The 23,413-nt window shown below is 67.1% G+C and carries 23 protein-coding genes; 14 read left to right on the top strand and 9 right to left on the bottom strand.

From position 1 onward, the window contains the following. The first annotated feature begins 1 nt into the window (after position 1). From andAd to AC3FKG_RS03910, 6 genes are all read left to right on the top strand, one after another. Positions 2-478, top strand: a complete 477-nt coding sequence (andAd, locus tag AC3FKG_RS03935; RefSeq protein ID WP_483713101.1) for an anthranilate 1,2-dioxygenase small subunit AndAd — start codon at positions 2-4, stop codon at positions 476-478. 11 nt (positions 479-489) lie between these two features. Beyond that, a complete protein-coding gene (andAb, locus tag AC3FKG_RS03930; protein ID WP_483713102.1) occupies positions 490-822 on the top strand; it encodes an anthranilate 1,2-dioxygenase ferredoxin subunit AndAb in 333 nt (110 codons plus the stop codon). Positions 823-837: 15 nt separating this feature from the next. Continuing rightward, positions 838-2,061, top strand: a complete 1,224-nt coding sequence (locus AC3FKG_RS03925) for an NAD(P)/FAD-dependent oxidoreductase (RefSeq protein ID WP_488742467.1) — start codon at positions 838-840, stop codon at positions 2,059-2,061. 76 nt (positions 2,062-2,137) lie between these two features. Further along, positions 2,138-3,523, top strand: coding sequence for an MFS transporter (locus AC3FKG_RS03920; RefSeq protein ID WP_488742466.1), 1,386 nt, complete (start codon positions 2,138-2,140; stop codon positions 3,521-3,523). A 14-nt stretch (positions 3,524-3,537) separates the two neighbouring features. Beyond that, positions 3,538-4,455 carry a dioxygenase family protein gene (locus AC3FKG_RS03915; RefSeq protein ID WP_488742465.1) on the top strand — a complete coding sequence of 306 codons (918 nt, stop codon included), beginning with the start codon at positions 3,538-3,540 and terminating at the stop codon, positions 4,453-4,455. Positions 4,456-4,603: 148 nt separating this feature from the next. After that, the gene (locus AC3FKG_RS03910; RefSeq protein ID WP_488742464.1) at positions 4,604-6,322 is read left to right on the top strand and encodes an amidohydrolase; all 1,719 of its coding nucleotides are present in this window, start codon (positions 4,604-4,606) and stop codon (positions 6,320-6,322) included. Positions 6,323-6,584: 262 nt separating this feature from the next. Here AC3FKG_RS03910 and AC3FKG_RS03905 read toward each other — a convergent pair whose 3' ends face one another. Both AC3FKG_RS03905 and alkB read right to left on the bottom strand, forming a co-directional pair. Continuing rightward, positions 6,585-7,073 (bottom strand): GFA family protein, encoded by a 489-nt coding sequence (locus tag AC3FKG_RS03905; RefSeq protein WP_483713109.1) that lies wholly within the window; start codon positions 7,071-7,073, stop codon positions 6,585-6,587. Positions 7,074-7,170: 97 nt separating this feature from the next. Next, positions 7,171-7,842: a DNA oxidative demethylase AlkB gene (gene alkB, locus AC3FKG_RS03900; RefSeq protein ID WP_483713111.1), complete on the bottom strand. Its 672-nt coding sequence runs from the start codon at positions 7,840-7,842 to the stop codon at positions 7,171-7,173. Positions 7,843-8,049: 207 nt separating this feature from the next. On the opposite strand from alkB, the gene AC3FKG_RS03895 reads away from it, so the two are divergent. Next, positions 8,050-8,184, top strand: coding sequence for a hypothetical protein (locus tag AC3FKG_RS03895; protein WP_483713112.1), 135 nt, complete (start codon positions 8,050-8,052; stop codon positions 8,182-8,184). Positions 8,185-8,272: 88 nt separating this feature from the next. On the opposite strand, the gene AC3FKG_RS03890 is transcribed toward AC3FKG_RS03895, so the two are convergent. Genes AC3FKG_RS03890 through fliF form a run of 6 tightly spaced genes read right to left on the bottom strand, consistent with a single transcriptional unit; the run spans position 8,273 to position 15,073 of the window. Beyond that, positions 8,273-9,694, bottom strand: coding sequence for a flagellar hook-length control protein FliK (locus AC3FKG_RS03890; protein ID WP_488742463.1), 1,422 nt, complete (start codon positions 9,692-9,694; stop codon positions 8,273-8,275). Between the two features lie 23 nt (positions 9,695-9,717). Then, complete coding sequence (gene fliJ / locus AC3FKG_RS03885; protein ID WP_483713116.1) at positions 9,718-10,170, bottom strand: flagellar export protein FliJ; 453 nt, start codon at positions 10,168-10,170, stop codon at positions 9,718-9,720. Then, complete coding sequence (gene fliI, locus AC3FKG_RS03880) at positions 10,163-11,614, bottom strand: flagellar protein export ATPase FliI (RefSeq protein ID WP_483713117.1); 1,452 nt, start codon at positions 11,612-11,614, stop codon at positions 10,163-10,165. Before fliI ends, fliJ begins: the two co-directional genes overlap by 8 nt. Next, positions 11,607-12,383 carry a flagellar assembly protein FliH gene (gene fliH, locus AC3FKG_RS03875; protein WP_483713118.1) on the bottom strand — a complete coding sequence of 259 codons (777 nt, stop codon included), beginning with the start codon at positions 12,381-12,383 and terminating at the stop codon, positions 11,607-11,609. The genes fliI and fliH overlap by 8 nt, the downstream gene beginning before the upstream one ends. Continuing rightward, positions 12,370-13,383 carry a flagellar motor switch protein FliG gene (gene fliG, locus AC3FKG_RS03870; protein WP_483713119.1) on the bottom strand — a complete coding sequence of 338 codons (1,014 nt, stop codon included), beginning with the start codon at positions 13,381-13,383 and terminating at the stop codon, positions 12,370-12,372. Before fliG ends, fliH begins: the two co-directional genes overlap by 14 nt. Continuing rightward, positions 13,370-15,073, bottom strand: a complete 1,704-nt coding sequence (fliF, locus tag AC3FKG_RS03865) for a flagellar basal-body MS-ring/collar protein FliF (RefSeq protein WP_483713121.1) — start codon at positions 15,071-15,073, stop codon at positions 13,370-13,372. The genes fliG and fliF overlap by 14 nt, the downstream gene beginning before the upstream one ends. A gap of 444 nt (positions 15,074-15,517) precedes the next feature. On the opposite strand from fliF, the gene fliE reads away from it, so the two are divergent. Beyond that, positions 15,518-15,841, top strand: coding sequence for a flagellar hook-basal body complex protein FliE (gene fliE, locus AC3FKG_RS03860; protein ID WP_483713122.1), 324 nt, complete (start codon positions 15,518-15,520; stop codon positions 15,839-15,841). 70 nt (positions 15,842-15,911) lie between these two features. On the opposite strand, the gene AC3FKG_RS03855 is transcribed toward fliE, so the two are convergent. Then, positions 15,912-16,559 carry an LbetaH domain-containing protein gene (locus AC3FKG_RS03855; protein WP_483713124.1) on the bottom strand — a complete coding sequence of 216 codons (648 nt, stop codon included), beginning with the start codon at positions 16,557-16,559 and terminating at the stop codon, positions 15,912-15,914. A gap of 232 nt (positions 16,560-16,791) precedes the next feature. On the opposite strand from AC3FKG_RS03855, the gene AC3FKG_RS03850 reads away from it, so the two are divergent. Genes AC3FKG_RS03850 through AC3FKG_RS03825 form a run of 6 tightly spaced genes read left to right on the top strand, consistent with a single transcriptional unit; the run spans position 16,792 to position 23,397 of the window. Continuing rightward, the gene (locus tag AC3FKG_RS03850; protein WP_488742462.1) at positions 16,792-19,023 is read left to right on the top strand and encodes an O-linked N-acetylglucosamine transferase, SPINDLY family protein; all 2,232 of its coding nucleotides are present in this window, start codon (positions 16,792-16,794) and stop codon (positions 19,021-19,023) included. Then, positions 19,020-19,790, top strand: a complete 771-nt coding sequence (gene rfbF / locus AC3FKG_RS03845) for a glucose-1-phosphate cytidylyltransferase (RefSeq protein WP_483713127.1) — start codon at positions 19,020-19,022, stop codon at positions 19,788-19,790. The genes AC3FKG_RS03850 and rfbF overlap by 4 nt, the downstream gene beginning before the upstream one ends. After that, positions 19,772-20,863 carry a CDP-glucose 4,6-dehydratase gene (gene rfbG, locus AC3FKG_RS03840; RefSeq protein WP_488742461.1) on the top strand — a complete coding sequence of 364 codons (1,092 nt, stop codon included), beginning with the start codon at positions 19,772-19,774 and terminating at the stop codon, positions 20,861-20,863. Before rfbF ends, rfbG begins: the two co-directional genes overlap by 19 nt. Then, positions 20,860-21,411 carry a dTDP-4-dehydrorhamnose 3,5-epimerase family protein gene (locus AC3FKG_RS03835; protein WP_483713130.1) on the top strand — a complete coding sequence of 184 codons (552 nt, stop codon included), beginning with the start codon at positions 20,860-20,862 and terminating at the stop codon, positions 21,409-21,411. The genes rfbG and AC3FKG_RS03835 overlap by 4 nt, the downstream gene beginning before the upstream one ends. Next, positions 21,408-22,646, top strand: coding sequence for a class I SAM-dependent methyltransferase (locus AC3FKG_RS03830; RefSeq protein ID WP_488742460.1), 1,239 nt, complete (start codon positions 21,408-21,410; stop codon positions 22,644-22,646). Before AC3FKG_RS03835 ends, AC3FKG_RS03830 begins: the two co-directional genes overlap by 4 nt. Further along, positions 22,633-23,397 (top strand): WbqC family protein, encoded by a 765-nt coding sequence (locus AC3FKG_RS03825; RefSeq protein ID WP_488742459.1) that lies wholly within the window; start codon positions 22,633-22,635, stop codon positions 23,395-23,397. Before AC3FKG_RS03830 ends, AC3FKG_RS03825 begins: the two co-directional genes overlap by 14 nt. Positions 23,398-23,413: the final 16 nt, after the last annotated feature.

Genomic DNA, 23,413 nt, shown 5'->3' with positions numbered 1-23,413 from the left:
GATGAAGAATGACCTGCAGCTCTGGATGGAACTGAGCGCCCTGCAACACCGCTACGTCCATGCCATCGACAACAACCTGCTGGAAAGCTGGCCGGCCTTCTTCACCGAGGACGGCACCTACACCATCATCTCGCGCGAGAACGCCGACCGTGGCTTGCCCGCGCCGATCATCCACTGCCGCAACCAGAAGATGATGCGCGACCGCATCGTCGCGCTGCGCCACGCCAACATCTATGAAGCGCACGGCTATCGCCACGCGCTGGGCGGGCTGGTGATCGAGGCGGCGACTGACGAGGAAGTGCGCACGGTGTCGAGCTATATCGTGGTCAATACCGGCGCCGCGGGCGACTCCTTGGTGTACCAGGCCGGCGTGTACCGCGACACGGTCGTCAGGCAGGACGGCGCCTGGCGCTACAAGGAAAAGCGGGTCGTCTACGACACCTCGCGGGTCCAGACCCTTCTGGCCACGCCGATCTAGGAGTGCATGCAATGAGTACATGGCATGACGTCGGCGCGGCCGACGAATTCATCGAAGACGAACCGCGCGCCGTCGAGGCGGCCGGGGTATCGATCGCGGTCTTCCGCGTGGGCGAGGAGCTGTTCGCGCTGCATGACCTGTGCACGCATGAGCGCGTGCCGCTGTCCGAAGGCTTTGTCGAGGACGGCTGCGTCGAGTGCCCGCTGCACCAGGGCCTGTTCGACCTTCGCACCGGTGCGCCGCGCAAGGCGCCGTGCGTGACGCCGGTCCAGACCTATCCGGTGCAGGTGGCGGACGGCCGTGTGCGGATCCAGGTGCTGCCGCAACCGGTCGTGGTGTCCTGAAGGCGGGGAGCAGTCATGAGCACGGATCCGAGGACGATTGTCATTGTCGGCGCCGGCCAGGCCGGCGGCTGGGCCGCACGCACGCTGCGCAGCGAAGGCTTCGGCGGCAGGGTGGTTCTGATCGGCGACGAAGGGCACCCGCCGTATGAACGCCCGCCGCTCTCCAAGGCCGTGCTGGCCGGCGAGGCCATGCCTGAAAGCGTGCATCTGCTCGATGCCGCGACGCTCGCGTCCCTGTCGATCGAATGGCTGGCGAATGCGCGCGTGGCGCGGCTCGGCCGCGCGGCCAGGCAGATCCAGCTTGCCGATGGCAGCACCATCGCCTACGACAAGCTGATCCTCTGCACCGGCGGGCGCGCGCGCATGCTGGACGTGCCGGGGGCCGACCTGCCCGGCGTGCACACCTTGCGCACCATCGACGATGCGCTGCGCCTGGGTCCGGCACTGCGGCCCGGTGCGCGCGTGGCGGTGGTGGGCGGCGGCTGGATCGGCCTGGAAGTGGCTGCCACCGCGCGCAAGCGCGGCGCCGAGGTCACGGTAATCGAGGCCATGCGCAGGCTGTGCGAGCGCAGCGTACCGGCGGCACTGTCCGAGCACCTGCTGGCGCTGCATGCCGCGCGCGGTACCGAGGTGCTGCTCGATACCGGCGTGGCAGGCATTTCGGCGATCGCGTCCGGCGGACTCCGCGTGGCGCTGGCCAATGGCCGCGAGATCGACTGCGACGCAGCGGTAGTCGGCATCGGCCTGGTACCGAACGACGAGCTGGCGCGTGCGGCAGGGCTGGCTTGCGAAGGCGGCGTGCTGGTCGACGCGCAGTGCCGCACGTCCGATCCCGACATCTTCGCAGCCGGCGACGTGGCCGTTGCACGCAACGGCTGGGCCGGGCGCAGCATGCGGCTCGAGTCGTGGCAGAACGCGCAGGAGCAGGGCATTGCCGCGGCAAAGGCCGCGCTCGGGCACGCGGTGCACTACGACCCGCTGCCCTGGTTCTGGTCCGACCAGCACGACACCAACCTGCAGATCTACGGCGTGCCGCAGCCATCCCACCAGGTGGTGGTGCGCGGCGATCCGGCCAGCGGCAGTTTTGTCTTTTTCTACCTCGATGGCCACTGCGTGACGGCCGCGCTCGGCGGCAACGCGGCGCGCGACCTGCGCTTCGCGCGCCGCCTGATCGAGCAACGCAAGCCGGTCAGGCAGCAAGACCTGGCCGACCCCGCCGTATCGCTGGCCAGGCTTTGACGGCTGCCGCCCCCGCAGCCAAGGCCTGCAAGCAGACACGAGCAAGCAGTCAGAACATAAGGAAACGGAGGAGACCATGCGACAAATCGACATACAGAGAATGGCCGGCGAGGCCAGGCTCAATGCTTTTCACTACCGCGTGCTGATCTGGTGCGCGCTGATCATCATCTTCGACGGCTATGACCTGGCCGTGGCCGGCATTGCGCTGCCATCGATCATCAAGGAGATGGGGGTCGGGCCGACCCAGGCTGGCTTCCTGGTCAGCACCGCTCTGTTCGGCATGATGTTCGGCAACATCCTGCTGGGCACCATTGCCGACAAGATCGGCCGCCGCTGGGCCATCGCAATCTGCATCGCGCTGTTCAGCGTCTTTACCGCCGCCGCGGGGTTATGCAAGGACCCTGTACTGTTCGGCGCGGCGCGCTTCCTGGCCGGGATCGGCATCGGCGGCGTGATGCCGAACGTCATCGCGCAGATGACCGAATACGCGCCGCAGCGCGTGCGCAGCACGATGGTGACGCTGATGTTCAGCGGCTACTCGGTTGGCGGCATGCTCGCGGCGGTGCTGGGCAAGGGCCTGATCGAAAGCTATGGCTGGCAATCCGTGTTTATCGCCGCGGGCCTGCCGTTGCTGCTGATCCCGCTGGTCCTGAAGTCGATGCCGGAATCCGTGCCGTTCCTGATCCGGCGCGGCCGCACGGATGAGCTCAAGCGCCTGGCGCGCAGCATCGATCCGGCCTACCGGCCTGGCGCCGACGATCGCTTTGTCATCGCCGGTGCCGACGTATCCGCCAGCGCGCCGTTCCGCCAGCTATTCCAGCAAGGCCGGGGCCCGAGCACGCTGATGTTCTGGCTGTCGTGCTTCATGTGCCTGTTCATGGTCTACGCGCTCAGCTCCTGGCTGGCCAAGCTGATGGCCAGCGCCGGCTACAGCCTGGGCTCAGCGCTGACCTTCGTGCTGGTGCTCAACCTCGGCGGCATGGTCGGGGCCATCGGCGGCGGCTGGCTGGCGGACAAGCTCCATATCAAATACGTGCTGATCGGCATGTACCTGATGGCCGCGGTGTCGATCACCCTGCTGGGCCACCCCATGCCGACCGGCTGGCTGTACCTGATGGTTGGCCTTGCGGGCGCATCCACCATCGGCACGCAGATCGTCGGCTGCGCCTATGCCGGACAGTTTTATCCCATCGGCATCCGCGCCGCAGGTATCGGCTGGACCCTGGGCATGGGCCGTGGCGGCGCCATCCTGGCACCGATCGTGATCGGGGTGCTGGTCGGCATGGGGCTGCGGCTCGAGCAGAACTTCATGGCCATCGCGGTGCCCGGGATGGCGGCGGCGCTGGCCGTGCTGATGATCCGGCACGCGCGCTCGGCGTCGGTCGCGGCCGAACCGGGCAAGGCCACGGCCGACGCCGAGAGCATCGATATTCCGCAACGTCGCGCAAATTCCCACATTTAAGGAGAGCACTCATCATGGCTGAATACACCCCTTCCGAACTCCTGGCGCTGGTCAACAGCAGCCAGGTCGGCGCAGGCGATGAGCGCGTGCGCGCCATCACCGCGCGTATCGTCGCCGACCTGTTCCGCACGATCGAGTCGTTCCAGGTGACGCCGACAGAATTCTGGTCGGCCATGCAATGGCTGACGCGCCTGGGCCAGGCCGATATGGTCGGCCTGATCACCGCCGGCCTTGGCTTCGACCGCCTGCTCGATATCCTCGAAGATGAAGCCGACCAGGCCGCCGCGCGCGCCCAGGGCACGCCGCGCGCCATTGAAGGCCCGCTCTACGTCCCCGGCGCGCCGGTGGCCCAGCGCGAAGTGCGCCTGGATGAAGGCAACGAGGGCAAGGGCGAAGTCCTGGTGATGGAAGGCCGCGTGCTGGACCTGGAAGGCAAGCCGGTGCCGCACGCGAGCGTCGACGTCTGGCATTGCAACGAACTGGGCCGCTACTCGCACTTCGACCCGGCGCAGCCCGCCTACAACCTGCGCCGCCGCATCGAGACCGATGCCGAAGGCAACTACCGCTTCCGCAGCTTCCTGCCGCCGGGCTACGCGATTCCGCCCAACAGCCCGGTGTCGGAACTGTTCGCGCTGCTGGGCCGTCATGGCAATCGCCCGGCCCATATCCACTTCCTGGTGGCGGGCGGCGGCAAGCGTGCGCTGACCACCCAAGTCAACATCCCCGGCGATACCTTCCTCGACGACGATTTCGCCTTCGCCACGCGCGATGGCCTGGTCGTGTCGCTCGAGAAGGTGGAGCACTCGACCGAGTACGCCTCGCTTGGCGTGACAGGCCCGTTCACCCGTGTGCGCTTCGACTTCGTGCTCCAGGATGCGCGGAACGAGGCCGAGGCGATCGCCGCCAGCCGCTACGCCACCGGGCCGGCCTGAAGGCCAGCGCCACGGTTCGGTCGATCCCTTCGTGAATATAGTTGAAATATAAATAATCGTAATCTAAATTAAACCACGAAGGGCCATCCAACGGGATGGCCCTTCGTGCCGGGCATATGCCAACAAGAAAAAAATAGGGGGAGCAAGAATGAAAATCAGCGGGAGCAGGAAAGTGCCAGGCTGGCTAGGCATTGCGGCCATCGTGCTGCCACTTGTGGGGTGCGGGGGCTCCGAGCCTGTCGCCGATACGGTCTACACCAACGCGAAAGTCCTGACAGTGGACGCCGCCAATACCGTAGAACAGGGATTCGCCGTCAAGGACGGAAAATTCCTGGCGGTCGGATCGCCAGATGAATTAGGCAAGCATATCGGTCCCGCTACGCGTGTGGTCGATATGGGCGGACGCACCATCGTCCCTGGCCTCAGCGATGGCCACCTGCATGGCGCGGGCGGCGGCCCGGGCATCGACCTGTCGCGCACGCGCAGGATTGACGATGTGCTGGCTGCGATTCGCGATGCCGTTGCCAGCCATGCGCCCGGCGATCTGCTGCAAAGCAACTCCGACTGGCACGAGGCCCAGTTGAAAGAGGTTCGCCTGCCCACCCGCGCCGAGCTCGACGCGGTGGCGCCGAACAACCCGCTGGTGCTGCACCGCGGCGGCCTGACGGCCATGCTCAACAGCGCGGCGCTGGCCAAGTGGAATATCACCGAGAGCACGGTGTCGCCCGACGGCGGCATCATCCAGAAAGACAGCAACGGCCAGTTGACCGGCGTCCTGATCAACAACGCGCGCTCGCTGATGACGCTGCCCGTGCCGCCAAAATTCGACGCCGCGGCCCTGGAAGAAATGCAGCGCAAGCTCAATGCGCTGGGCCTGACCAGCGTGCGCGTGCCGGGCATGTTCACGGGCACCGATGTGCCCTCGGCCTACGCTGTCATCCGCCAACTGCAGGGTGCAGGCAAGCTGAGCCTGCGCTTCCAGCTGCTGCTCAACGCCATGGCGCCGGTGAACTCCGCCGCGCAGGTCAAGTCGATCATTGCCTCGGCCCAGCTGCCGCCGGGCTCTGGCGACGAATGGGTGCGCATCTGGGGCGCGAAGACCTCGGTCGATGGCGGGTTTGAAGGCGGCTATATGAGCCAGCCTTACAGCGAGCCTTATGGCAAGGGCGGAACGTTCTTCGGGCTGCCGCTGGTTTCGGGGCAGGCGTATCAGGATGTGGTGGGTGAACTGGCCCGCAACAAGTACCGCGTGGCTGTGCATGTGGTTGGCGATGCGGCGCTGGACCAAGTTCTGGCAGCGTGGGAAGGCCTCGACAAGGCAAGCCCAGGCGCCGTCAGAGGTTGGACAATCGAGCATGCATTCGTGGTTCGCAAGGAGCAGCTCGACCGAGTACGCGCCTTGGGCGCGAGGCTGTCCGTGCAGGCCCACCTGTACGTTGCCGCACCGGTGCTGTCGAAGTACTGGGGGCACGATCGGGCAGAACACGTGACCCCCGTGAAGACCTTCATGGATGCTGGCTTCCAGCTCGTCGGCGGCACCGATTCCGCAAATATGCCGGTCAATCCGTTCTGGGGGATGTATCACTTCATCACCCGCGACACGATCACCGACGGCGTCTATGGTCCGGACGAGCGCGTGGGCCGCGCCGACGTGCTGCGCATGTTCACCATCAACTATGCCGACCTGAACGGTGAGGCCGATAGCAAGGGCTCGATCGAAAAGGGCAAGCTGGCCGACTTCGTGGTGTTGTCGGGAGACTATCTGACGGTGCCCGAAGTTGACATCCAGAATCTCCATGCCGTTGCCACCTATGTGGGCGGCCGCCAGGTGTACCGCGACGCGAGCACTTCGGTTCCGGCCTTTTAGGGGCGGTGATCCGGCTTCGGTGCGCCATATCGCTAGCCATCGCCGAGGCCTTGCCGCGGTTCAGCGGCAGTTCAACATGCCCGCTGGGGATCCGGTCGGCGATTGGGCAGGATCCCCTCGCACGTCGCGTTCGCGCAGGCGGTGGTAGTGGTCATGGGACCATTCCAGCGTTTCGAAATCCGTGTTGCTGCCCAAGTCCGCGCCGGAAGACCGCCGCGCCGAGCAGCACCGCCAGTCCGGAGCCCCAAGGTGACGGATGACCTCAGGTCGACAGCAGGCCGTGCCGCCGATGCCATGCCTGCAGCGACTCGGCCGGCCAGGTGCCGCAGTGCACGTGGCCCTTGCCGCGTGGCACGTCCACCCACGCCGGAACGAAGTCGAGCCCGGCTTCCACCACGTCGGGCGGTTTGGGCAGCGGGGTGTCGATGGCCGACGCGTGCGGATGGACCAGATGAGGCCAGCGCGGATCGAACAGCCACAGCGCGCTGCCGCACCTGACGCAGAAATGCCGCTGCGCCGGCGAGCGCGTGGCGCGCTTGCCGGGCTCGCGCATCACCGCGTTGTAGATGCCCAGGTACTTCTTGCCGCGCACGCGCAGCGTCGTGGCATCGCCGCCGAGGTTGATGGCATAGCCGCCGCTGCCCGCCGTCTTGCGGCAGATCGAACAGTGGCAGTGCATGAACGGATACGGCGAATCGGACTCCAGCGAGAAGTGCACGGCGCCGCAATGGCACGAGCCTTCGAGATGCATGGTATGGCCTCCAGTCGAGCGTCGCGGGATGCCATTGACTGTAGGACATCACGCCCGCCGCAAACCGGGCGATATGCGCTCGCGGTGGCTGCGCGGCCTACAGCGCCCGGCGGAAGGTCAGGTTGATCCGTTCGTGCCCGAGCAGCGGATGGTCGCCGTCGGCCAGCGGCGCCACGCCATGGAAGGCCAGCCGCGCGGGGCCGCCCCAAACGACCACGTCGCCATGCGCCAGCCGTGTACGGATGGGGCGCTCGGCGCGGCGCAGCCCGCCGAACAGGAACACCGCCGGCAGGCCGAGCGAGACCGACACGATTGGCGCGCGCAGGTCGCGCTCGTCGCGGTCCTGGTGCAGGGACAGGCGTGTGCCGGGCACATAGCGGTTGACCAGGCAAGCGTCCGGCGCAAAGCCCGCAAAGCCCGCTTCGGCGGCGGCGCGTGCGGCCAGGTCGAGGAAAGTCGCTGGCATGGCGGGCCACGGCGCGCCGCTGAGCGGATCGAGCCGGTCGTAGCGGTAGCCGGTCCGGTCCGAGACCCAGCCGGCCTGCCCGCAGTTGGTCATGGCCACCGACATCTGCAGCCCGCCCGGTGTCACCATATGGCGCCAAGGGGCTTGCCCGACGACGTTCGCTACGTCCCGGAGCAGCTGCGGAGCCAGCGCGCGCGCAAAGCCGCGCAGCACGGCGGCGCCGGCCGCCAGCGGCTCGGTCACGCCAGCCGCGTCACGGCCTTCGCCGGGGGCATCCAGGTTGTCGAAGAGGTCGAACGTCATGGCATGGGACAGGGCAGGGCGCTACGCGGGCATTATCGCCCCGGCGCCTGCGCGGCGCTCTCGGCAGTGTGGCGCCGTGTCGCGCACATTGGCAGCCAGCGCGATTTTCCTCCCTCGAATCGGTGAAATCAGGGTTTATACTTAGCTCACTTTTCCCAAATTCTCGCCGCATCGCGCCAATCCGCGTCAAGGTTCCACGGCCGCATCATGAAACGATTTCTCGCCTTCAGCCTTGTCGCGTGGCTCTCTGCTGCCTTGCTGATCCTTGGACGCGACTCGGTTGCGATGATTGCACTGAGCGGCGTGGTCGCCCTGGCGGGCCTGGATATCTTCCAGCCCTGAGCCGGGACCCGGCAGCACTTCGCATCATGACAAAGGCCGCCCGAGAGGCGGCCTTTGTCATGGCAGTGGCGCGTGAAGCGCCTGGCAGTCAGGCAAACGTATCGACCTCTCCCTGTGCCGGCACGCGTGCCGGACGGGCCGGTGCGGCGATGGGTGCGGCCCGGGAATCGCTAGCAGCCAGGTTCACGCCGAAGCCCGGCTGGCCACGGCCGTTGCCGGCCTGCTGCTGTTGCGGCTGGCCATTGCCGGGCTGGCCGGCAAAGCTGTCGGCGCCCACCGACGTGTGGCCGAGCTGGATGCCGCTTTCCGACAGCGCGGTGCGCAGGTGCGGCAGCGCGGCTTCGACGGCGGCGCGCACAGCCTGGTGCGGCGAAACGAACTGCGCCTGGGCCTGGTCGTTGACCACGTTCAGTACCACCTTGAGCGGCCCGAGATCGGGCGGATTGAGCTGCAGTTCCGCGCTCTGGCTGCCTTGCGTGGTCAGCCGGATCATCTGCTGGCCCAGCGCCTGCGGCCATTGCGTATCGTCCAGCGGCGGCGCCACGACCGGGCGCGCGGCGGCTGCCACAGCGGCCGGTGCGGCCGATGGCGTCTGGTTTGCCAGCGCGGCGGCAATGGCCGTCGCGGCGCCATCGCTCTGCGTGACCGTTGCGGCACCGCCGGTCCTGGCGGCGACCTGCACCGGCGTGAACGGGGTGGCGGCGGGTTTGCTGTCCTGCCCGATGCCGTCCGCCTGCGCCAGCGCGGCATGGTGCGGGTGGCCCGTGCCGGCCTGTGGCTGGCCATCGCCGAACTGGCCGGCGTGGCCCTGGCGTGCATCGCCCATCGCATGCAGCGCCGTGCTGGCCGTCGTGGCGGCCTGGGTGCTGTCGGTCGCCGCCGCTTGCCCCGAGGCGCCCGGCAGCGCGGCGCGCTGCGACAGGATGTTGGCCAGCGTGTCGGCGGCGGTTGGCGTGGCAGTCGTAGCGGTGGCGTCCTTGGCCGATGCCTGGATCGCAAGCTTGCCGGCGGCGTCGGCATTCACATCGGCAAGTGCCGCGTTGGCCGCATCGGCCGGCACGGCAGCGGGGGCTTGCAGCATGGCGAGGCCGTTGGCGCCGGCGGCACCGGCCGCGGCGACATCCGCGGCGCCGCTACCCGATGCAGCAGCGGCCGGGGCGGGCGGCAGCAGGGCGGCCAGCGCCGCGGCGGCAGCGCCAGCCGCCTGGCTGCTGCCGTCGTCCTTGTGGTCCTGGTCGTCATGGTCCTTGCGGCGGCCCGTCGGCACCGGCTTGCCCGCGGCCGCGCGGGCCGCGTCGGCGGCCTGGCTGTCTTTCGACGGGGAACCGCCGGCAGGCTGCGCATTGTTCTGCGCATTGCTGCCCGAATCCTGGCGCGGCTCGGGGCGCGCGTTGTCCTGCGCGCGCGACAACGCGCCGCTGAAGGCAGCGTTCCCGGCGTCTGCCGTCATGCGGCTGGCGGGGTCTGCCTTGGGGGTGGCGTTGCTGACGAGCTGACTGATATCGATCATGGATGAAGGCTTGCCCTCTGGGCTCAGTTGAGTCGGCTGCCGGCGTCGCGCGCCAGCCGTGCGGCGTATTCGTCGTTGGCGCGCTGCTCGCGGCGCGCGACCACTTGTTCCTCGCGCGCATCTGCGCGCGCGATCAGGGTGTCGAAGGAGTTCAGGCGGCGCTTCTGCTTCTGCCAGTTGCTGCGGCCCATCAGCAAGTCGGCTTCGGCCTTGTCCAGCGCGGCGGTTTGCTGGCGGATGGCGTGGTCCAGCGAATCGAGGAAACGGGAAAAATCATGCCAGCGGCTGGTGGTCATGCCTTCCGCCGCCACCACCTGCATGCGCTCGCGGTATTCCTGCCGGTACTGCGTGAGCTGGTTGAGCTGCTGTGCGGCCTGGGTCCGCAGCCCCTGCAGACGACCGAGTTCGCGCGCGGCGGCATCGGTGTCGTTCTGGGCCAGTTCGGACAACGTCTGCAGCGGATTCGGTTTAGCCATGTTCGTTCCTGTCGAAGAGGCCATGCAGCTGCCCGATCGCATCGTCGTAGCCGGCGCGCTCGTGGATGTCCTGCTGCAGGAAGGCTTCCATCCGGGGGTGGAACCGGATCGCCAGATCCAGTTCGGGATCGTTGCCGGGCACGTAGGCGCCCACGCTGATCAGGTCGCGGTTGCGCTGGTAGCGCGACATCAGCTGCTTGAAGCGGCGCACCGAAGCAAACTGCACGGGCGGGATCAGCGCGGTCATCGCGCGGCTGATCGAGGCTTCCACGTCAATGGCCGGATAGTGGCCGGCCTCCGCCAGGCTGCGCGAGAGCACGATGTGGCCGTCCAGGATGGCACGGGCCGAATCGGCAATCGGGTCCTGCTGGTCGTCGCCTTCGGTCAGCACGGTATAGAACGCCGTGATGGAGCCGCCGCCTTCCGGTCCGTTGCCGGTGCGTTCCACCAGCGTGGGCAGCTTGGCGAAGACCGACGGCGGATAGCCCTTGGTTGCCGGTGGCTCGCCGATCGCCAGGGCGATCTCGCGCTGGGCCATGGCATAGCGCGTGAGCGAATCCATGATCAGCAGCACATGCTTGCCCTGGTCGCGGAAATACTCGGCCAGCCGTGTGGAGTACGCGGCGCCCTGCATGCGCAGCAGCGGCGAGCAGTCGGCCGGGGCCGCCACCACGACGGAACGCGCGCGGCCTTCGGGGCCGAGGATATTCTCGATGAACTCTTTCACCTCGCGGCCGCGCTCGCCGATCAGGCCGACCACGATCACGTCCGCGCTGGTGTAGCGCGCCATCATGCCGAGCAGCACGCTCTTGCCCACGCCGGAACCCGCGAACAGGCCCATGCGCTGGCCGCGCCCCACGGTCAGCATGCCGTTGATGGCGCGTACGCCGGTGTCGAGCACGGTTTCGATCGGCGCGCGCATCAACGGGTTGATCTGCTCGGCCGACAGCGGCACTTCCTGCGCGGCGCGAATCGGGCCTAGCCCGTCGAGCGGCCGGCCGGCGGCATCGACCACGCGGCCGAGCATGCCTTCGCCCACGGGCAGGCGCTTGGAGCCGGGCTCGCGCGGAGCGCTGGCGCCCTGGGGCTGCGGCGATGGTTCGAGCGGATAGACGCGTGCGCCGGGCAGCAGGCCGACCACGTCGGATTGCGGCATCAGGAACAGGCGGTCCGCACCGAAGCCGACCACTTCGGCTTCGGCCGTGCGCGGGCCGCCGGACCCGGCGTGGAACTGCCCGGCGGGCAGTTCGATCAGGCAATCGCTGCCCACGGGCAGGCGCAGGCCCACGGCTTCCAGCACCAGGCCGGCCGCGCGCGTGAGCCGGCCGCAACTACGTTTGCTGTCGAGCCCGGAGATATCCGCCTGCGCAGTGCTCAGCGCATGGCGCCAGTGCTGCGCATGGGGTATGTGTGCAGCATCCCGGTCGGTGACGGCGTCAGTCATGCGGAGGCTCCCACGGGTCGTCGCGGCCCATGGCCTTGACCACGCGGGTCCAGCGCGTTTCCAGCCTGGCGTCGCGCTCGCCGCTGGCCGCGCTGGCGATGCAGCCGCCCCGTGCGACGGACGGATCCGCGCGCAGGGTCCAGCCGGCGGCTTCGAGTTCGCCCTGCATATGGGCTTCGATCAGGCCCACGTCTTCCGGGTGGAGCAGCAGGCATGGCGAGCCGGACAGCGCCGGTTCGCTAGTGAGCAATTCGCGCACGGCCGGCAGCAGGACTTCGGGATCGTCTTCCACGCGGCTGCGGACCAGCTGGCGCGCGACGTCGAGCGCCAGCGAGAGCAGCGCACCGGAAACTTCCTGGTCAACGCCGGCCAGCGCCTGGCGGAAGTTCTCGGCCAGCCCATGCAGGCGCGTGGCTTCGTTGCGCGCGCCTTCCAGCCCGCGCGCATAGCCTTCGCGGTGGCCGTCGCCGTAGCCCTGGGTCTGGCCCTGGGTATAGCCCTGTGCGTAGCCTTCCTTGCGGGCGCCTTCGCGCATGGCTTCGAGCGCCTCGAAATCGATCGGCGGCGGTGCCGGCTCGGCCGGTGCTTCTTGCACGATCGCCTGCAGCGCGGTGCGCGGGTCCAGCGAATCCATCTGCCAGCGCTGCCAGCCGGTGCCGCGCGAGCGGCGCGGCGCTTCGAACGGGGTAAAGCCGCCGGCGTCGCCGCCGGCCGGGTTCTCGCTGCGCTGCGCGATACGTGCGGCCAGGCCGCGCTCAGACATAGGCATCGTCTCCTCCGCCAATCTGCACTTCGCCGGCATCGGCCAGGCGTCTTACCACCTGCAGGATGGCCTTCTGCTCGGCCTCGACCTGCGACACGCGCACCGGGCCCAGCGCATCCAGGTCCTCGCGCAGCATTTCGCCGGCGCGGGTGGACATGTTGCGGATGAACTTGTCGCGCAACTCCTGCGGCGCGCCCTTGAGCGCGACGATGAGCGATTCGGTGGCGATTTCCTTGAGCACGCGCTGGATGCCGCGGTCGTCGACTTCCAGCAGGTTCTCGAACAGGAACATCTCGTCGATGATCTTCTGCGCCAGGTCGCCGTCGTGCAGGCGCACGCCGTCGATGACGGCCTCTTCGTGCGCGGTGCTCATCAGGTTGATGATTTCCGCCGCGGTGCGCACGCCGCCCATGCGGCTGCGCTTCAGGCTCTGGCCCGACAGCAGCTTGGACAACACGTCCGTCAACTCCTGCAGCGCGCCCGGCTGCACGCCGCCGAACGTGGCGATACGCAGGATCACGTCGTTGCGCAGGCGGTCGGTGAACATGCCCAGCACCTCGGACGCCTTCTGGCGGTCCAGGTGAATCAGGATGGTGGCGATGATCTGCGGATGTTCCTCGCGAATCAGTTCAGCCACGGAGGTCGAATCCATCCAGTTCAGCGAGTCGATGCCGCTGCCCGGATCGCGCGATTCCAGGATGTCCTCGATCACGGACTGGGCGCGCTCTTCGCCGAGCGCCTTGTTCAGCACGCTGCGGATGAACGAGCTCGAATCGACGTTCAGCGCCAGGTACTGCTCGGTCTCGCCGCGGAACTCGCTGAGCACGCCGGCCATTTCCTCGCGCGTCACCGAGCGGAGCTCGGCCATGGCGGAGCCCAGCTCCTGCACTTCGCGCTGGGACAGGTGCCGGAATACTTCGGCGGCGGCGTCCTCGCCGATCGCCATCATCAGGATGGCGCTCTTCTGCAGGCCGGTGGCGGGGGAGGCGGCTTTAGCGGAGGTCATTGCCAATCCAGTTCTTGATTACGCTGGCAACCAGGCGCGGGTCGCGTTGCGCGGCATCGCGCACCAGTGCCAGGTCACTTTCATACTTCGCGGCCAGCCGCAGGACTTCCGGATTGGACGGCTCTTCGGGCGGCAGCAGTTCGGCGGCGGCTTCTTCTGCCGCCACGGGCGCCGGCAGCGGCGGGGCGGTGTAGCGGCGCAGCAGCGGGCGCGCCACCTTGAACCACGCGAACAGTGCCAGCAGTGCCAGCAGCAGGTAGCCCGCGCCGGTCTTGGCCAGGTCGATCATTTCAGGTTGCTTCCACAACGGCACTTCAGGCGTCACTTCACGGTCGACGGTGAAAGGGCTATTCACCACGTTGATCGAGTCGCCGCGCTCGGTCGAGAAGCCCATGGCTTCCTTGGTGAGGTTCTGGATCTGGGCCAGCAGTGCGGGCGGCAGCGGCTGGGCGACCATCTTGCCCTTGGCGTCCGGCTGCGGCCGGTAGTTGACCACCACCGCCACCGACAGCCGGCGCACGCCGCCCGGCGCCTGCTGCACGTGGCGCACGGTGCGGTCCAGTTCGTAGTTGACGGTGGAATCTTTGCGGCTGCTGCTCGGGCCCGATGCGGTGCTCGTGGCGCCCTGTGCCTGGGCGCCTTGCGCACCTTGCGGCTGGGCGGGTGCGCCGGCCTGGCCCGGTGCCTGGCCGGCACGCGGCGTCTGCGCGGTGGTGATCGGTGCCGCGGCGGGTGCCGGCGGCTGGTTGGACAGCGCGCCCGGCACGCCGCCCGGGGGCGTGGCGCCCTGTTGGTTCGACTCGCTGGTCTGCTGGCTGCGGATGGCCGCGTGGGTCGGGTCCTGGTTCGGCTTGTAGCTCTCGTCGGTGTGCTCGACGATGGAGAAATCCACGTCGGCCGTCACCTGGGCGCGCACATTGTCCTTGCCGACGATCGGCGTCAGGATCGATTCGATGCGCTTCAGGTAGTTCTGCTCCAGCGCCTGGACGTACTTGAGCTGGGTGGCGTCGAGCATGCGCTCGTTGCCGCTGTTCGACAGCAGGTTGCCGTGCTGGTCGACGATGGAGATCGCCTTGGGCGTCAGTTCGGGCACGCTGGACGACACCAGGTGGCTGATCGCCGCGACCTGGCCTTCATCGATGGCGCGGCCCGGGTAGAGCTGCAGCACGATCGACGCCGTGGGCTTCTGGCGCTCGCGCACGAACAGCGTCGGCTTTGGAATGGCCAGGTGCACGCGGGCCGACTGCACGGCCGCGATCGATTCGATCGACCGCGCCAGCTCGCCTTCGAGCCCGCGCTGGTAGTTGACCTGTTCGGCGAACTGGCTGATGCCGAACTTCTGGTTGTCCATCAGTTCCAGACCCGTGTTGCCGCTCTTGGGCAGGCCTTGCGAGGCCAGGCGCAGGCGCGTCTCGTGGACCCGCTCGGCCGGCACCATCACCGCGCCGCCGCCTTCGGCGAACTTGTACGGCACGTTCATCTGCTGCAGCGACTGCAGCACCGCGCCGCCGTCGCGCTCCGACAGGTTGCTGTACAGGACCTTGTAGTCCGGCGCGCGCGACCACAGCACCCCGACGGCGATGGCTGCGGCCAGCGCCGCGCCAGCCAGCATCATTGGCAGCTTCGGATTGGCCTTGAGGCGCTCGATCATTTCACCCGAGCGGCCGGGCAAGGACACCGCCGCGGTCATGCGCGCGCTCCGGTCAGGGCCGGGCCGTGGCCCCGATCGCTCTGGCGATGGAGATCGCCATGGACGTCGGCACGCCTCACTTCCGCACGGCTCATTTCAGGCTGCTGAGAAAACACGCGTACTCCCGGGATGGTTGTCTGGAACATCGCACCGGACGGGAGACGCAAGGCGAAGCCCGCGCCTTTCCGGCACGGTAGCGATGATCGGGCAACGCGGGCAGCCACAATCCGGTGAATAGGCCGGGTTTTCCTCCCGATTTCGGTTGATGGAGCTCTGGCGGCGGCAGGTACGCTTGGCCCCGCTGAAATTGGGCGACGAATGCACGCGAGCTGGCCGCAATGTGAATCCTGCGGCATGTTTCGGCGATATTCGCGCGCCGGGCTTATCGTCAAACAACAGGAACCGGTACCGGCGCGCCAGCCTGGCCGGCAGGAAACCCGTCTCATGACCACGCTATCTCCCATCGAGGGCATGCTGCAGCAACTGCGCGGCCTGGCCCAGACCGCCACCGGCAACAGCGCGCAAACCGCCGCGCCCGCGGCGGCCGGCGGCTTTGCCGGCGAGCTGCAACGCAGCCTGAGCCGCATCAATGCATCGCAAGAACGCGCCTACGGACTGTCCGAGGCGTTTGAACTGGGCAAGCCAGGGGTGGCGCTCAATGACGTGATGATTGAATTGCAGAAGGCCAATGTGTCGTTCCAGACGGGGGTGCAGGTCAGGAATCGGCTGGTGCAGGCGTATCAGGAAATGATGAATATGCCGGTGTAGGGCGGCACGCCCCATTTCGAAGCCGACAAAGCCGCCGCACGCTCCGTTGCTTCCGGCGGCGTGCTTTGCCTCAGACGCGAAACACGTCTTCGATCAGGTTGACGGTCGGCGGCCTGAACGTCAGGTTGCCGCCCTCGCCCGCGAAGACGATGCAATGTCCGGGGGTGTCGCAGTTGACCACTTGCGTCCCGATCGAGATCACGGAACGGTCTCCCACGTGGCTGCGCCCGATCACGCTGCTGCCGGGGTACATGACCACGCCTTCGCCCAGTACCGGCGCTACGTCATGGTTGCGCCCGACCGTGCAGTGCTGGTGAAGCACCAGGTAGTTGCCATAGGTGGCCTTGGCGAGCACGATTCCGCTCGAATGCCCGAGCACGAAGATGTCCGGCATCTGGATCTCGTAGAACATGTCGATGCCGTTGAGCGCCTTGTTCAGGAGGAAGAGGCGCGTGGCCGTGCCAGCATCCTCTTCGTTGCGCCAGATTGTATTGGCCAGGTAGTACAGGAACAGGCAGTACTGGGCCGAATGCAGATAGTTGAATTTCCCCTGCGGCCAAATGCGGTTGGCGTCAAAGCACCGCTGGACCCTGCCCATCGTTTCGGCGAAATTGCGCGTGATCGCGGGCCTGGTGTCGGCCCGGTCGGGGAAGAAGGTGGCGATCTGCGCGCAAACGTACTCGATCAGGCTTGCGCGCGTGTGGTTGATCAACTCCACGGCGTTCGGGGCTCCATTGGTTGCGCTCGTGCGGCGGGCTGCCGCATTGCCGGCATGGCACGATGATCGGCGCTCGCGGCCGCCCGCCATTCAGGGAACAGAGCCGGATTTTCGGTCAAGCTTGGCTGATGACGTCCCCCGGCATGCCTTTAGTCTGACGGCATCAATCGCGGGGAGTGCGGCGGTGCAGGGGGCACCGCGCCCTTGCGGCCAAACATATCGCTGCTACGCAATGCAGAAGAACAAACACGCGTCCCGGGCGTCGCGCTATCTGACCCAGGCTGGGGAGAGCTTTGCCGCGCAGCGCTTCGGTGACTGTATTCGCCAGGCCGCGCGCGCGCGGGAAATCGATGGCATGAATCCCGAAGCGTGGCATTGGCTCGCACTGGGCGAGTTGAGCCTGGGCGATGCCGCCGCGGCTCGCGAGACCGCGGAAGCGGCAATGGCGAGATTCCCGGACGATGCCCGCTCGCGCATCCTTGCCGCCGAGATCTTGCTGGACCTTGGAGATTTCGGGCGGGCAAAGGCGATCATCGAACCTGTGCTCGAGCGTGATCCCTCGCAATGGGCGGCATGGTCCAACTATTCCGCAATCCTGTACAGCCTGCAGGACTACCATGCCGCAAAGCGAGCTGCGCTCAGGGCGTTCGAGCTGAAGCCGGGCGATGCGCGCGTCCTGTCGAACTATGCTAACGCGCTCAAGGAGACTGGCGATGTGCCTGGCGCAGTGGCCGCGCTGCGCCAGGCGGTGGCCCAGGCACCGCGCTCCGAACTGGTTCGCTTCAACCTGATGTTCACGATGCTGTTCGATGAATCGACCACGGCATCGGGGCTGCTGGCCGAGGCCCGGCAGTGCGCCGCGCTGATGACGCCCCCTGGCGTGGGCGACCGGCCGGTGCCGCGGCCGGCCGACAACAGCCGTATTCGCGTGGGCTTGCTGTCCAACGACCTGCATGCCCATGCATGCGCCTACTTTATCGTGCCGTTCGTGGCGAATATCGACCACAGCCGCTTCGAGCTGTTTGTATTCAGTCTCAACGGCCACCAGGACAACATCACGGCAAAGATCCGCCATCACGCGGACCACTTCATCGAGCTCGCGGGCCGGTCCCCCGAGCAGGTGGTCGACACCGTCCGCGCGGCCGGGCTCGACGTGCTCTTCGACCTGGGTGGCTATACGCGCAACACGCCGCTGTACTACATGGTGCATCGGCTCGCGGTGAACCAAGTGACCTGGATCGGGTATCCGGGATCGACCGGCATGCCGCAGATCGACTATCGCATCACCGACCCCATCCTCGATCCCGATGGCTACGAAGCCAACTATAGCGAGCAACTGTTGCGCGCACCGGTGATCAGCGTGGCTTACCACCCGCTGGTGGGACGGCCGCTGGATGCCTATGCGCCGGCTTATCGGCCCCGTGCCACGCCGGCGCTGGCCAATGGATACATCACGTTCGGCTGCTGCATCAACCTGGGCAAGATCAGTTCGCGCACGCTGCGCCTGTGGGCTGCGGTGCTTGCCCGTTGCCCGGGCAGCCGCCTGCTCCTGGAATGCGCGGGACTGGACAACGATGCCGTGCGGATGCCGCTGCTCGAGCGAATGGCTGCGGCCGGCATCGACGGTGACCGCGTCATCTGCGTACCTCGCCGCGCCGCCAACCAGTACGTGCTGTACCACGACATCGATGTCGTGCTCGATACCGCGCCGCTGACCGGGGGCGCCAACGCCTGTGACGCGCTGTGGATGGGGACGCCCATCGTCACGCTGACGGGGAACGCCTGCCACGAGCGCGTGGCGACGGCTTTCGTGCGCGCCGTGGGCCTGCACGGGCTCGCGTGCGAGACCGAAGCGCAGTACGTCGACACCGCGGTTGCGCTGGCCTCCGACATCGGCGAACTCGATGCGCTACGCCAGTCGATCCGGCCGATGTTCGAATCCAGCCCGCTGTTCAATGCAGCCGGGTACTGCCGCTGGCTGGAGGAGCAGATGGCGCGGTGGGTGGGTACCTATCGCCAGCCCGGCCAGATCGACCTGCCAGCGGGAGAGGGCGTCTTCTTCGGCGGTCGCTGGCACAGTCTGCAGGAGATCGTCCATGGGGTGGTTGCCGCGCTCGAATGCGGTGACCATTCCGCCCTGGAAAACATACTGGAAAACATCTCTGCAAAATGGAGCAGACATTGGCTGGTGGCCTATGCGCTCTCTGAATTGCTCTATCGCCAGGGCGACCAGTCCGGCGCACTCGAACTGCTGATCGAGAGCGCAACGTTGCGCAAGTATTCGCTGCCGCTGTACAGGCTGCTGCTGGCCCGGCTCGACGAATGCGGCCACGACAAGGCTGTGCTCGGCAACTTCCTGCATGAGGCATTCGGGTTGGATCTTGCCTACCTGGAAGCACAGCCGGTGCCGTCGATCCATGAAATCGCCGGCATCCGGATGCAGCGGGAAGAGGTGGCGGCATGAAGGCGGTGATCCTGGCCGGTGGGCTCGGAACGCGCATCTCGGAGGAGTCCCACCTGCGGCCCAAGCCCATGATCGAGATCGGCGGCAAGCCGGTCCTGTGGCACATCATGAAGACCTACTCCCACTACGGGATCAATGACTTCGTGATCTGCCTGGGCTACAAGGGCTATGTCGTCAAGGAGTACTTCGCCAACTACTTCCTGCACATGTCGGATGTGACCTTCGACCTGAAGCACAACCGGATGGAAGTCCACCAGCGCCACGCCGAGCCCTGGCGGGTCACGCTGGTCGATACCGGCGAACACACCATGACGGGCGGCCGCATGAAGCGCGTGCGCGAGTACCTGGACAACGAGCCGTTCTGCTTCACGTATGGCGACGGCGTATCGGACATCAATATCCGCGCCCTGCTCGACTTCCACCTGTCGCATGGCAAGCAGGCCACGGTGACCGCGATCCAGCCGCCGGGGCGCTATGGGTCGCTAAAAATCGAGGGCACCTCGGTCGATCGCTTCCAGGAAAAGCCGGCCGGGGACGGCAACTGGATCAATGCCGGATTCTTCGTGCTGGAGCCATCCGTGATCGATCTGGTGAGCGACGACACGACCATCTGGGAGGACGAGCCGATGAGCCGGCTCGCCTCGCAGGGCAGCCTGCAGGCTTTCATGCACAACGGATTCTGGCAGGCAATGGATACCCTGCGCGACAAGAACCACCTGGAGCAACTTTGGGCTGGTGGCAATCCGCCGTGGAAAGTCTGGGCGTGAGGCAGTTCGGCAATATCTACCATGGCCGGCGCGTCCTGCTGACCGGCCATACCGGCTTCAAGGGCAGCTGGATGGCTCAGTGGCTGGCGCAACTCGGCGCGACGCTGACGGGCTTTGCCCTGGCACCGGCCACGAGCCCCAGCCACTGGCAACTGCTGGACCTGCCGGCCACCGACGTGCGTGGCGATGTGCGCGACCTGCCCGCGTTGGATGCCGCGCTGGCCCGGAGCCAGCCCGAGATCGTCTTCCACCTTGCGGCGCAGCCGCTGGTGCGCCGCTCGTACCGCGATCCGCTGGAAAGCTGGTCGACCAACGTCATGGGCACGGCCAACGTCCTGGAAGCTTGCCGGCGGCATCGCTGCGTGCGCGCCGTGGTGGTGGTCACCACCGACAAGGTCTATGCGAACCAGGAGTGGGCCTGGGGCTATCGCGAGAACGACCGCCTGGGCGGGCACGATCCCTACAGTGCGTCCAAGGCCGCCGCGGAGTTGGTCACGGCCAGCTATCGCCACGGCTTTTTCTCGCAGCACGATGCGCCACTGCTGGCGACCGCCCGCGCCGGCAACGTGATCGGCGGCGGCGACTGGTCGGAAGACCGCCTGATCCCGGACCTGGTTCGCGCTACCAGCGGCGGCGAGACGCTGGAAATCCGCTCGCCCCATGCCACGCGGCCGTGGCAGCACGTGCTCGATTGCCTGGCCGGCTACCTGTTGCTGGGCCAGCGGCTGCTGGAAGGTGACCGCGGCAGCGCTACCTCCTGGAACTTCGGTCCGGACGCGCAGGACAACCGCAGCGTCGAGTCTGTGCTCGCCCTGATGCAAAGGCACTGGCCCGCGTTGGCATGGCGTGTGTCCGGCGCGCCGCAACCACACGAATCCAACCTGCTGTATCTCGACAGCTCGCTGGCCAGGTCAAGGCTCGACTGGCAACCGGCCTGGAACCTCGAGCAGGCGCTCGCCGCGACGGCGGCGTGGTATCGCGAACAGGCTGACGGTGGCGCGCCGACGCGCAGGCAGCTGGATGCATACATCGCGGACGCAGCCGCGGCCGGCGTGAAGTGGGCGGCCACATGAAGCTGACTCCGCTTGCCATCCCGGGTGCGGCGCTGGCCCAGGGAGAGCTCTTTGCAGACCATCGCGGAGCCTTTGCGCGGCTCTTCTGCGTGGATGCACTTGCCGAGGTGCTGGGCCCGCGCCGCGTGATGCAGGCCAACCATTCGCGCACGCGTAAAGCCGGAGCGGTTCGCGGGCTGCACTTCCAGCATGCGCCGCATGCCGAGATGAAACTGGTACGTTGCCTGCGCGGCCACGTCTGGGACGTGATGGTGGATCTGCGCGCAGGATCGCCGACATTCCTGCAGTGGCATGCCGAAGAACTGAGCCCCGGCAAGGCCCGCATGGTTGTGATTCCGGAGGGCTGCGCGCACGGATTCCAGGTGCTCGAGGCCGACAGCGAACTGCTGTACCTGCATACCGCACCCTATACGCCACAGGCCGAGGGCGGGGTACGCCACGACGATCCGATGCTCGGTATTCGCTGGCCGCTGCCTGTGACCGATATTTCGGCACGCGACCGTTCCCATCCGCTTCTTAGCGCCGGCTTTGCCGGTCTCCAGCCATGAATTGCCGCCACTGCAATGAAGCGCTCGACCACGTCTTCCTCGACCTCGGGTCCGCGCCGCCTTCCAATGCCTATCTGACCGAATCCGACCTCCGGGCGCCGGAAGCCTGCTTCCCGCTCAGGTTGCATGTATGCCCGCACTGCTGGCTGGTGCAGACCGAAGACTATGCACGCGCCGACGCCCTGTTCAGTCGCGACTATGCGTATTTCTCTTCGACGTCGCAGACGTGGCTCGCGCATACGGCCGCCTACGCGAGCCAGATCACGCGCCGCCTGGATCTGGGGGCGAAGAGCTTCGTCATCGAGGTCGCCTCCAACGACGGCTACCTTCTGAGGAACTTCGTCGCCGCGCGCATTCCGTGCCTGGGAATCGAGCCGACGGCCAGTACTGCGCAGGCGGCGGAAGCCATCGGTGTGCAGACGCTGCGCGAGTTTTTCGGGCAGGCGCTGGGCGAACGGCTGGCGTCAGAAGGCCGGCAGGCGGATCTTATCGCCGGCAACAACGTCTTTGCGCATGTGCCGGACATCAATGACTTCACGCGTGGGCTCAAGGCTGCCTTGAAGCCGGGCGGGACGATCACGCTGGAATTCCCGCACCTGATGCAGCTGATCGCGCAGACCCAGTTCGACACCGTTTACCACGAGCATTTCTCGTACCTGTCGCTCCATACCGTTCAACGGATCTTTGCTGCCGCCGGCCTGAGGGTGCTGGATGTCGAGACGCTGCCGACCCACGGGGGCAGCCTGCGCGTCTATGGCGGCCACGCCGATGACGCGCGCGCGCCGAGCGCCGCGGTGAAGGCCCTGCTTCGGGCCGAGGAGGAATTCGGCTTGCGCCGGATGTCGACCTACCTGGACTTCCAGGCACGCGCGGATGCCCTCAAGGATGCGCTTCTCACGTTCCTGATCGCGCAGAAGCGCGCAGGGCGCCGCGTGGCGGCCTACGGCGCGGCAGCCAAGGGCAATACGCTGCTCAACTATGCTGGCGTGCGCCCAGACCTGCTGCCGTTCGTCTGCGATGCGGCGCCGTCCAAGCAGGGCCGCTATCTTCCGGGCAGCCGCATTCCGGTGGTCGCACCGGCGCAGCTGCGCGCCTCGCGCCCGGACATCGTGCTGATCCTGCCATGGAATATCGCTGATGAGGTGCGGGACCAGCACGGCTATGTGTACGAGTGGGGCGGGCGCTTCGCGGTGGCCGTGCCGGAGATCAGGATGCTGGAACATGCGGTTGCCTGACGCGCCCAAGGCGGACCATAGGCTGGTTATCTCCCAACCCATGCTCTTCCCGTGGGTCGGCATGCTGGAGCAGATCCGGCTGAGCGATACCTACGTCTTCTACGATGACGTCCAGTTCTCGACCGGGCCGGCGAACCGTGTCAGCCGTGTGCAGGTCAAGACCCGCGACGGCATACGCTGGTTGACGGTGCCGTTGCGCGGGCGGCACCTGGGCAGCCTGATCGGCGGGCTGGAGCTGGACGATCGCACCGACTGGCGAGGCAAAGGCCGCGACCTGTTGCGCCATGCCTATGCGGGTGCGCCGTATGTGCAGGACATGCTGGCGCTGGTTGATGAAGTGTTCTCCGCGCCGGCGCGATACCTGTCGGAACTCTCGCGCGCATCCACCATGACGCTGGCGCGTTACTTCGGGCTCGATGCCGGCAGGACCTTCCTGGATTCGTCTGCGCTGGGCGTGGCCGGGCACAGCAGCCAACGCGTCTTGGCGCTATGCCAGCGGCTGGGGGCCACACGCTACGTGACCGGGCATGGCGCGAAGCAATATCTGGATCACGAGCTGTTCGAGCGAGCCGGCGTCGCGGTGGAATACATGGACTACCGACTGAGCCCCTATTCACAGCGCCACGGCGAATTTACTCCCTATGTCACCGGGCTTGACCTGGTGGCCAACTGCGGCCGCGACGGCGTGCTCCATATCTGCTCCGGCACCGTATCGTGGCGCAGCGTATGCGCAAGCGGTGAGGCGGCCTGACCCAACCTGCCGGCCA

Source organism: Cupriavidus sp. 22TCCZM04-2 (assembly GCF_057798895.1).
This window is presented reverse-complemented; position numbering and strand designations above follow the sequence as displayed.

Excerpts from the sequence above, each read along its gene's own strand:
- andAd (WP_483713101.1), top strand. The coding sequence starts at position 2 with ATGAAGAATGACCTGCAGCTCTGGATGGAACTGAGCGCCCTGCAACAC.
- andAb (WP_483713102.1), top strand. The coding sequence starts at position 490 with ATGAGTACATGGCATGACGTCGGCGCGGCCGACGAATTCATCGAAGAC.
- AC3FKG_RS03925 (WP_488742467.1), top strand. The coding sequence starts at position 838 with ATGAGCACGGATCCGAGGACGATTGTCATTGTCGGCGCCGGCCAGGCC.
- AC3FKG_RS03920 (WP_488742466.1), top strand. The coding sequence starts at position 2,138 with ATGCGACAAATCGACATACAGAGAATGGCCGGCGAGGCCAGGCTCAAT.
- AC3FKG_RS03915 (WP_488742465.1), top strand. The coding sequence starts at position 3,538 with ATGGCTGAATACACCCCTTCCGAACTCCTGGCGCTGGTCAACAGCAGC.
- AC3FKG_RS03910 (WP_488742464.1), top strand. The coding sequence starts at position 4,604 with ATGAAAATCAGCGGGAGCAGGAAAGTGCCAGGCTGGCTAGGCATTGCG.
- AC3FKG_RS03905 (WP_483713109.1), bottom strand. The coding sequence starts at position 7,073 with ATGCATCTCGAAGGCTCGTGCCATTGCGGCGCCGTGCACTTCTCGCTG.
- alkB (WP_483713111.1), bottom strand. The coding sequence starts at position 7,842 with ATGACGTTCGACCTCTTCGACAACCTGGATGCCCCCGGCGAAGGCCGT.
- AC3FKG_RS03895 (WP_483713112.1), top strand. The coding sequence starts at position 8,050 with ATGAAACGATTTCTCGCCTTCAGCCTTGTCGCGTGGCTCTCTGCTGCC.
- AC3FKG_RS03890 (WP_488742463.1), bottom strand. The coding sequence starts at position 9,694 with ATGATCGATATCAGTCAGCTCGTCAGCAACGCCACCCCCAAGGCAGAC.
- fliJ (WP_483713116.1), bottom strand. The coding sequence starts at position 10,170 with ATGGCTAAACCGAATCCGCTGCAGACGTTGTCCGAACTGGCCCAGAAC.
- fliI (WP_483713117.1), bottom strand. The coding sequence starts at position 11,614 with ATGACTGACGCCGTCACCGACCGGGATGCTGCACACATACCCCATGCG.
- fliH (WP_483713118.1), bottom strand. The coding sequence starts at position 12,383 with ATGCCTATGTCTGAGCGCGGCCTGGCCGCACGTATCGCGCAGCGCAGC.
- fliG (WP_483713119.1), bottom strand. The coding sequence starts at position 13,383 with ATGACCTCCGCTAAAGCCGCCTCCCCCGCCACCGGCCTGCAGAAGAGC.
- fliF (WP_483713121.1), bottom strand. The coding sequence starts at position 15,073 with ATGACCGCGGCGGTGTCCTTGCCCGGCCGCTCGGGTGAAATGATCGAG.
- fliE (WP_483713122.1), top strand. The coding sequence starts at position 15,518 with ATGACCACGCTATCTCCCATCGAGGGCATGCTGCAGCAACTGCGCGGC.
- AC3FKG_RS03850 (WP_488742462.1), top strand. The coding sequence starts at position 16,792 with ATGCAGAAGAACAAACACGCGTCCCGGGCGTCGCGCTATCTGACCCAG.
- rfbF (WP_483713127.1), top strand. The coding sequence starts at position 19,020 with ATGAAGGCGGTGATCCTGGCCGGTGGGCTCGGAACGCGCATCTCGGAG.
- AC3FKG_RS03835 (WP_483713130.1), top strand. The coding sequence starts at position 20,860 with ATGAAGCTGACTCCGCTTGCCATCCCGGGTGCGGCGCTGGCCCAGGGA.
- AC3FKG_RS03830 (WP_488742460.1), top strand. The coding sequence starts at position 21,408 with ATGAATTGCCGCCACTGCAATGAAGCGCTCGACCACGTCTTCCTCGAC.
- AC3FKG_RS03825 (WP_488742459.1), top strand. The coding sequence starts at position 22,633 with ATGCGGTTGCCTGACGCGCCCAAGGCGGACCATAGGCTGGTTATCTCC.